Origin of the sequence: Microbacterium sp. NPDC086615 (assembly GCF_040686055.1) — a bacterium.
Lineage (GTDB): Bacteria > Actinomycetota > Actinomycetes > Actinomycetales > Microbacteriaceae > Microbacterium.
The window spans coordinates 22,578-29,465 of the sequence record NZ_JBFBJJ010000031.1 but is presented as its reverse complement, the minus strand read 5'-3'; the positions used below and the strand labels follow the sequence as shown (position 1 = coordinate 29,465).

Below are 6,888 nucleotides of genomic sequence, written 5' to 3'. Positions count from 1 at the left end.
ACCCCCCCCCGCCACCGACTTACACACACACCCCCCCCCCCCCCCCCCCCCCCGGGGGGGGGGGGGGGGGGGGGGGGCTGCCCGACCTCTCCAATGAGGCGTCCCGCTCGCGCAGCCAGAGAGGAAACCCACCATGTACGACCAGCTCATCGCTGCCTTCACTCTCGACAACATCCCTCTCCTGATCGCGGCGGGGCTCACTTTCGCGTTTGGTTACTGGGAGTACCTGTATAGCTTCCGGCTGTTGACGCGGGAGAAGAAGGCCCCGTTCCCGATCTGGATGCACACCTTCTACCTTGCCCACGACAGCTCCTGGGCAGTGATCCTGCTGAGCGCCGCCGCAGCACACAACTGGAACTGGTTCCTCACCGTCGCGTCGATCGCGCTGTTCGTGTGGACCGGATTCGAGATCTTCAACCTTTGGAAGGCCGTCACCCTGGAACGGGTCGAGATCTGGGGCCCGTACTTCGGCGATCGAGTCACCATCCGCCAGGCGGTTTTGAACCTGCTGGTTCAACTCGCCGGGTTCTACGCGGTGGTGAACCTGCTCATCGTGTTCATGGGCGAAGGCAGCGTACTCCAGTGGTTCGCGCTCACCAACGTCGTCATGGCTGCCGGCCCCGGCGTTCTGTGGGCGCGGCGCGGCTCCCGGGATGGCACCAGCGTGGGGCTGGGGATCGTGATCGTCTTCGGCACGATCAACACCTTCCTCCCCACCGGAATGTTCGTCCTCGCCCTGCCCGAGGTGTTCAACACCCCCTGGTTCTATCTCACTGGCGTCGTCTTCACCTTCATCGCGATCGGAAACCTGGTCCGGCTGCTCCGATACCCCCGCAAGCAACGAATCGACACACAACGACGCCCCATCTGGTGATGATCACGCCGCTTGAGGTCGGGACCGCGTACTACGCTGATGAACAATCAGACTTGTCGTTAGGCCTACTCGCGCCTCGAGAATGTCGTGGTCGATCTTGCCTCGACGCGAACGACGTCGACACAGGTGCGATGGCGCCACCGTCGAGACAGGCTTGGGCGTGACGGGCTCGTCGGTGAGGGGATCGAACTCACTCTCCGGTACCGAAGAGTCCACATTGGGTGTTGGCTCTGACGAAAGCGATGGCTGCTTTTCGGCCTGCGCAGCTGAAGCCGGCACCGGGAAGCTCGTCGCCTCGGCAGGAACAGAAGCGCCCACCACCATCGCGACTATCGACACACCTGAACCAGCAAAATGCGCGCGCCGTTGAGCACCCTCGAGGACCGCCGCTTCCGAGTTAGGGCGTTGTCTGGACCACCCAGACTGCGCTGACCATACTCACGCTCAAGCACGCCTCTGGGCTGGACGATCTGAGTAGCCCTCGCGCAAGCTCACCCGAAGGATGAGACGGACATCCAACGAGGGAGGAGCCGGAGACGTGTCGCTGCGACATCTAGGCCCGGCACTTGTTCGAGTAAGACAGCTAACCTGTCCGAGAAGTAGAGCCGGTACACCGCTACTCGAATAAATCAGTGCTCCTGCCGCCACCTCTGGTGGAGTTGCAAAAACTGGCTGGCCTCAGGCCCGCTCCGGGCGCCTCAACCGCTTGCCCCGCGCCGATGCCTCAGCCGCTTCGGAGACGTCTTCAACCGACTCTGATCGCTGAGATCGTCGACAAGTACTGCTCGGGCGCAACCACGCCATCGCTCTGCATCGAGTACTCCCTCTCGAAGGGCGGCTTGCTGAAGCTGCTCCGCGACGAAGGCGTCCGACTCCGTTGCCAGCCTCTGACCGACGAGCAGGTGCGCGAGGCGGCGGCCCTCTATGAGAGTGGTGTTTCGCTCGCGGCTATAGCTGCGCACTTCGACGTCAGCTACGGCAACGTCCGGCAAGCCTTCGTCAGGGACGGGGTGGAGCGGCGACCGAGAGGAGGCCGACGGTGACGAGACGTCCACGTCGTGAGAGCTCCGCCGCCTCAGCTTCTCCCCCACGTGATGATCCCCAAGGCTGCGATGGCCACGACGAACCCGACGACCTGACGGCGGGTGGGTCGCTCTCTATCGATCGCGAAGGCGAGGACGACGGTGCTCGCGGGATACAGCGAACTGATCACGGCGACGACCGACAGCATCCCGTTACGCACCGCCTCGAGGTACAGCGCGTTGGCGACCACGTCGAGGATGCCGATGCACGCGGCGAGCCAAAGCATCCGGCGCCCCGCCCCCGGCCGAGCCCACTCAACACCGACGACAGCGAACGCACCCTCCGCGCAGGGGGCGGCTACCATCACGGCGAAGATCGGTGACGCACGGACACGCTGAGCGGCGCAACGCCCGTCACGTGTGGTGGGCGTCGGCTCCGTCGAGCAGAAGGTCGTCGTAGATCCGCAGCGCCAGGGCGACCTGCAGCGGATCGACGCCACGCGCCCCGACCGCCCCTTCGAACCGGTCGACGCGCTGACGTACCGTGTTGCGGTGGACGCCGAGCTGCTCCGCCGCGCGGACAGCATTCTTGTCGGCGGCGTAGTATGCCGCGACGGTTTCGCGCATCGAGCGCGCGTGCTCCCCGGCACCGGCGTAGTCGCCCAGTACCTCGTGCACCCACGTCGCCGTTGCCGTGGCATCCTTCGTCAGCAGCTGGACCAGCGCGACCTGGGGGTCGGCGTACGACACCACCGCGCGATCGCGGTAACGCGGCGACGACAAGGCCACGAGCCGCGCGATCGCGGCCTGTTCGTGCGAGCGCCGGAACCCGTCGACGTCGTGGCCCGGCTCGCCCAGGGCGGTCCGCACGCCCGGCACGGTCGCCACGTGTTCCTCGATCTGCGCCAGCACGCCCGCGTCGAGCAGCGGCGCCCCGAACCATGCCCAGGCCGTCGACCGGTCCACCACCGTGATCAGCGGGGGTGTGGGAGAGCGCACCACCGTGGCCAGCCGTCGCAGCAGCACGTCGATCTCGTGCTGACGCGCGGCGTCATCGGCATCCATGTCGGACCACGCCATGACCCCGAGGTGCGTCTGCGCAAGCGTGTATCCGGTCTCGGAGGCGAACCCCCGGATCGGCAGGGAGTCGCCGCGCAGCACCTTGAGGATGATGCTCGCGTTCAACGTTGCGCGGGTGCTCCACCACCGCCGACGTTCCTGCTCGTGCACGCCCGTCACGAGCTGCAGGATCCAGTCGATGTAGCGGTGCACGACGTCGGCGATGTCGCGGACCACGTCGATCTTCACGCGGTCTGAGACACCGAGGCGCTCCGCCTCGTCCATCCCGAGCCGCAGGAACATGCTCTGCCCCAGGTAGTAGGCGCGGGTCAGGGCTGACAGCGGAACATCGCGCTGCGCGAGCCGCGCCGCGTACTCGACGGCGGCGGTCGTGGGCTGCAGACTCTCCAGATCGATCTGGTTCGCGAGGATGTGGCAGATCGTCGTCACGTTGCCCTCGATGCTCGCCTGCAGCATCTCGACGAGTTGCGGGTCGCCCCCGAGGTCGTCGATCCGGGATGCCAGGAGGTCGCGCATCTCGCGAACAATCTCGGGCATGCGCAGGTCGAGCTGCCGCGCGACGAGCGCGAGCAGTTCGGAGACGTCGCCCTCGTGCGTCTCGCCGGGACCGGATGCCGTCGTCACGCGGGCTGCGCCTCCGCCGTGCGCCGCGTGACGGTGGGCACGATGCCGCGCAGCGCACGTCGTGCGGCGTTCACGCCGCAAAGGCCATGGATCCCCGGCCCCGGGGGCGTGGCTGCGGAACAGAGGTAGTAGCCCGGCACCCCCGTATCGTACGGCTGCGCCGTGATGCGCGGACCGAGCGTGAACTGCAACGGCGTCTTGGCGCCGGTGAGGATGTCGCCCCCGACGAAGTTCGGGTTCCGCTGGCTCCACTCGGTCGCGGTGATGACCCGCATCGCCCGGATACGGTCGCGGAAGCCCGGGGCGAACCGCTCGATCTGCGACACGACGGCGTCGCTGGCATCCCCCGTGTATCCGGCGGGCACGTGGGCGTAGGCGTACAGCGGATGCACGTTCCCCACCGAGCGCTGCGGGTCGGCGACGTGCTGCTGACCGACGAGTACGAAGGGACGTTCTGGCATCCGCCCCTCGGCGACGTCGCGTTCGACGGCCGCGATCTCGCGCGCCGACCCCGCCAGGTGCACGGTGCCCGCGCGCCCGGTCTCTTCCGCACGCCACGGCACGCCGCCTTCGACCGCGAACTCGACCTTGAAGGCCGCAGGCCCAGGGCGGAAGCGGCGGAACGCCTCCGCGATGGGACGACTCAGGCTCCCCCCGAGGATCTCGGCGACGGCGTGCGGGTGCACGTCGAGCATGGCGACGTCGTGCGGGGGCAGATCACGTCGCGAGCGGATGCGCCGCCCGGTTTCGAACGTCACCCCGCGTTCGCGCAGCCGCGCGATCACCGCCGCGGTGAGCGTCCCCGTGCCGCCCGCGACGACGGGCCACCCCACGGCGTGCCCGGCGGTGATGATGCCCGCGCCGATCCCGCCCACGAGGGGCTGGTCGAGCCGCTGGAACGCGTGGGCCGCGACGCCCAGGAACAGCGCCCGCGTCCGCTTCTCGGCGAAAGCGCGCGAGGTCCACACCGGCGGCGGCCCAGCGACCGCGCCGAAGCGCGCGAGGAGCAGGGGGTGACGAGGGATGCCGATGAGCGGGCGGAGGATGTCCTCCGACAGGGCGGCGAAAGACCGGGACGACGGCCCGAACATGGTCCGCCACCGCCACCCGTCGCGCCCGAGGTCGGCCGCGGTGTCGTCGATGGAGCGGCGCAGCAGCACGACGTCGCCATCGTCGAGCGGGTGGGCGCAGTCGATCTCGGGGAGTACCCAGGGCGACTCCGGCAGGTCGAGGTCGGCGAAGTAGGGCGACCCCGCGGCCATCGGGTGCACCGCGGCGCAGTGGTCCTGGATGAGCCCCGCGAGGAGGGGCTCGCTGTTGCGCGCCCCTCCCCCGAGCTCGTCCGCCGCCTCGACGACGTGCACGTCGAGGCCGGCGGCCGAGAGGGTCGCGGCTGCGGCCAGTCCGTTCGGACCGCTGCCGACGACCACCGCGCGCGTCATTTCGGGACCCGCTCTCCTCGCCTGCGCGAGACCGTGCGGACGCTGTTCGTCACGTCGGCCACGCGGCCGGCCGCGTCGGCGCGCCAGTACCGCTCAAGGGGGATGGGGCCGTCGGCGAGCCACGGCTGGGCGGCCACGGCATCTGCCACGCGCCACCGGCCCCGCTCGATGACTCCGCGGGCCGCATCGATCACCTTGTACTCCTGGAAGGTCGCGTGGATGGCCTGAGATTCCACCCATACCACCACGAACTCCCCGGGTTCGAAGCGGCAGCGGCTCTGCAGGGCACGGATGAGCGACTCGTCGTGCAGGTGCCCGTCGCCGAAGTTGAACCCGATGACCGAGTTGCAGGCGAACTCTCCCTCGCGGATCGTGCGCGTCTCGATGTCGGGCAGGGCCCGGTAGAGCACCGAGAAGAGCCCGCGGCCCTGGCTGTGCATCGAACGCCAGGCCAGCGTCTGCTGCATCGTGATCTCGGCGATCTCGGGGGCGTAACCGAGTTGCGCGAGCTGGTCGACCTGGTTCGATGTCGGCCGGACGACGGCATCCAGCTTCTGCTCCGCTCCCGGCGTGAAGGTCCACAGCGCCGAGGCCCAGTTGCCCGCGTACTGACGCATCGACGGCAGGAACGAGACCTTATCGGGGCGCAGGTTGCCGAGCACCGGGAAGAAGAGCAACGCCGCGACGATCCCGGCGAGCAGCCACACGTTCGAGAAGTCGGTGACCGCGTACCCCGACTGCGCGGGGAATCCGAGGAAGAGGAACACCGCGGCGTAGCAGAACAGGGTGTTCCACTCGAGCGGGACGGCGAGCGGGAACGTCGAGAAGATGAACAGGTGGAAGCCGACGATGAGGACGACCCCGGCAAGCGTGACCCAGAAGTTCTGTGAGAACAGCAGCACGAGCGGAACGGCGATCTCGACCGTGGTCCCCATCGCGTGCGCCATGAACTGCGCGAGCTTCGACGGGCGGATGTCGCGCGGGAAGTCGCGGTAGAGCGAGCGCTTGAGCCATCGCGGCGGCCAGAACGGGGTGTTGCTGAGCATCGGCGGGATGACGTTGACGAAGTGCTTACCGAACTTCGAGATGCCCGCGCACACCCACACGGTCACGATGAGCAGCTTCAGCGCGATGATCATGTCGACGAACGACAACACCGAGAAGAAGACCAGCGCCGGCAGATACTGCTCGATGCGCGAGGCGACCGCGATCGTCTTGTCGCGCACACCCACGATCACCAGCAGCGCGATCGCGACGATCACCGGAGTGGTCTGCACCAACCCGCTCGTGTTCTCGGGGAGCGCCGCGGCGAGCGCCGGGGTCACCGTGCCGGGGAGCACGAGCGCGGTGGCGAGCGCTGCGAGGAACCCGAGGTAGACGACGACGTCGAAGATCGTCCGGGTGTCGCCGGCAGTCCCCGGCACCCAGGCCCACGGCCGCAGCCGGATCGTGCCCGGCCGGGCCCAGAACTGGATGCCGCCGGTCATGGGCTTGAACTTGCCCGCAGTCGGCCCCCACGAACCGGCCAAGCCGATCGCCTCGAGCAGCATCGTCCAGATGATCGCCTTCTGGTAGACGATCGGCTGATCCCACCATTGGTCGACCTGCCAGAACCAACCCACGCCGCTCGTGGCGGTGATGATGACGCTGCCCATGAGGAGCCACAGCACGCCGATCTTCACGAGGTAGGTCGCAGCGATCATGCGGGGCGATCCGAAGCCGTACTCCACCCAGTGCAGGGCCAGGGCTTTGATCCGCTCGCGCAGCGGCTGGTGCAGGAACGTGGTCGTGTCCACGGGCGGAAAATCCGCTGTCTTGAATCCCATGACAACTCCTTCGGTGACGG

General features: G+C 68.1%; 6 protein-coding genes. 2 read left to right on the top strand and 4 right to left on the bottom strand.

Going from position 1 to position 6,888, the window contains the following annotated elements; all coding sequences use genetic code 11:
* Window positions 1–133: 133 nt before the first annotated feature.
* Window positions 134–874 carry a hypothetical protein gene (locus AB0O24_RS18345; protein ID WP_363376865.1) on the top strand — a complete coding sequence of 247 codons (741 nt, stop codon included), beginning with the start codon at window positions 134–136 and terminating at the stop codon, window positions 872–874.
* Window positions 875–1,506: 632 nt separating this feature from the next.
* Window positions 1,507–1,917: a hypothetical protein gene (locus tag AB0O24_RS18340; protein ID WP_275800845.1), complete on the top strand. Its 411-nt coding sequence runs from the start codon at window positions 1,507–1,509 to the stop codon at window positions 1,915–1,917.
* Window positions 1,918–1,949: 32 nt separating this feature from the next.
* On the opposite strand, the gene AB0O24_RS18335 is transcribed toward AB0O24_RS18340, so the two are convergent.
* From AB0O24_RS18335 to AB0O24_RS18320, 4 genes are read right to left on the bottom strand one after another with little or no spacing between them, the layout of a single operon-like run.
* A complete protein-coding gene (locus AB0O24_RS18335) occupies window positions 1,950–2,261 on the bottom strand; it encodes a DMT family transporter (RefSeq protein WP_345799726.1) in 312 nt (103 codons plus the stop codon).
* 49 nt (window positions 2,262–2,310) lie between these two features.
* Window positions 2,311–3,600, bottom strand: coding sequence for a helix-turn-helix domain-containing protein (locus AB0O24_RS18330; protein ID WP_275800847.1), 1,290 nt, complete (start codon window positions 3,598–3,600; stop codon window positions 2,311–2,313).
* Window positions 3,597–5,042 (bottom strand): NAD(P)/FAD-dependent oxidoreductase, encoded by a 1,446-nt coding sequence (locus tag AB0O24_RS18325; RefSeq protein ID WP_275800848.1) that lies wholly within the window; start codon window positions 5,040–5,042, stop codon window positions 3,597–3,599. The genes AB0O24_RS18330 and AB0O24_RS18325 overlap by 4 nt, the downstream gene beginning before the upstream one ends.
* On the bottom strand, window positions 5,039–6,868 hold the full coding sequence (locus AB0O24_RS18320; protein ID WP_275800849.1) for a DUF3556 domain-containing protein: 1,830 nt from the start codon (window positions 6,866–6,868) through the stop codon (window positions 5,039–5,041). The genes AB0O24_RS18325 and AB0O24_RS18320 overlap by 4 nt, the downstream gene beginning before the upstream one ends.
* Between the last annotated feature and the right edge of the window lie 20 nt (window positions 6,869–6,888).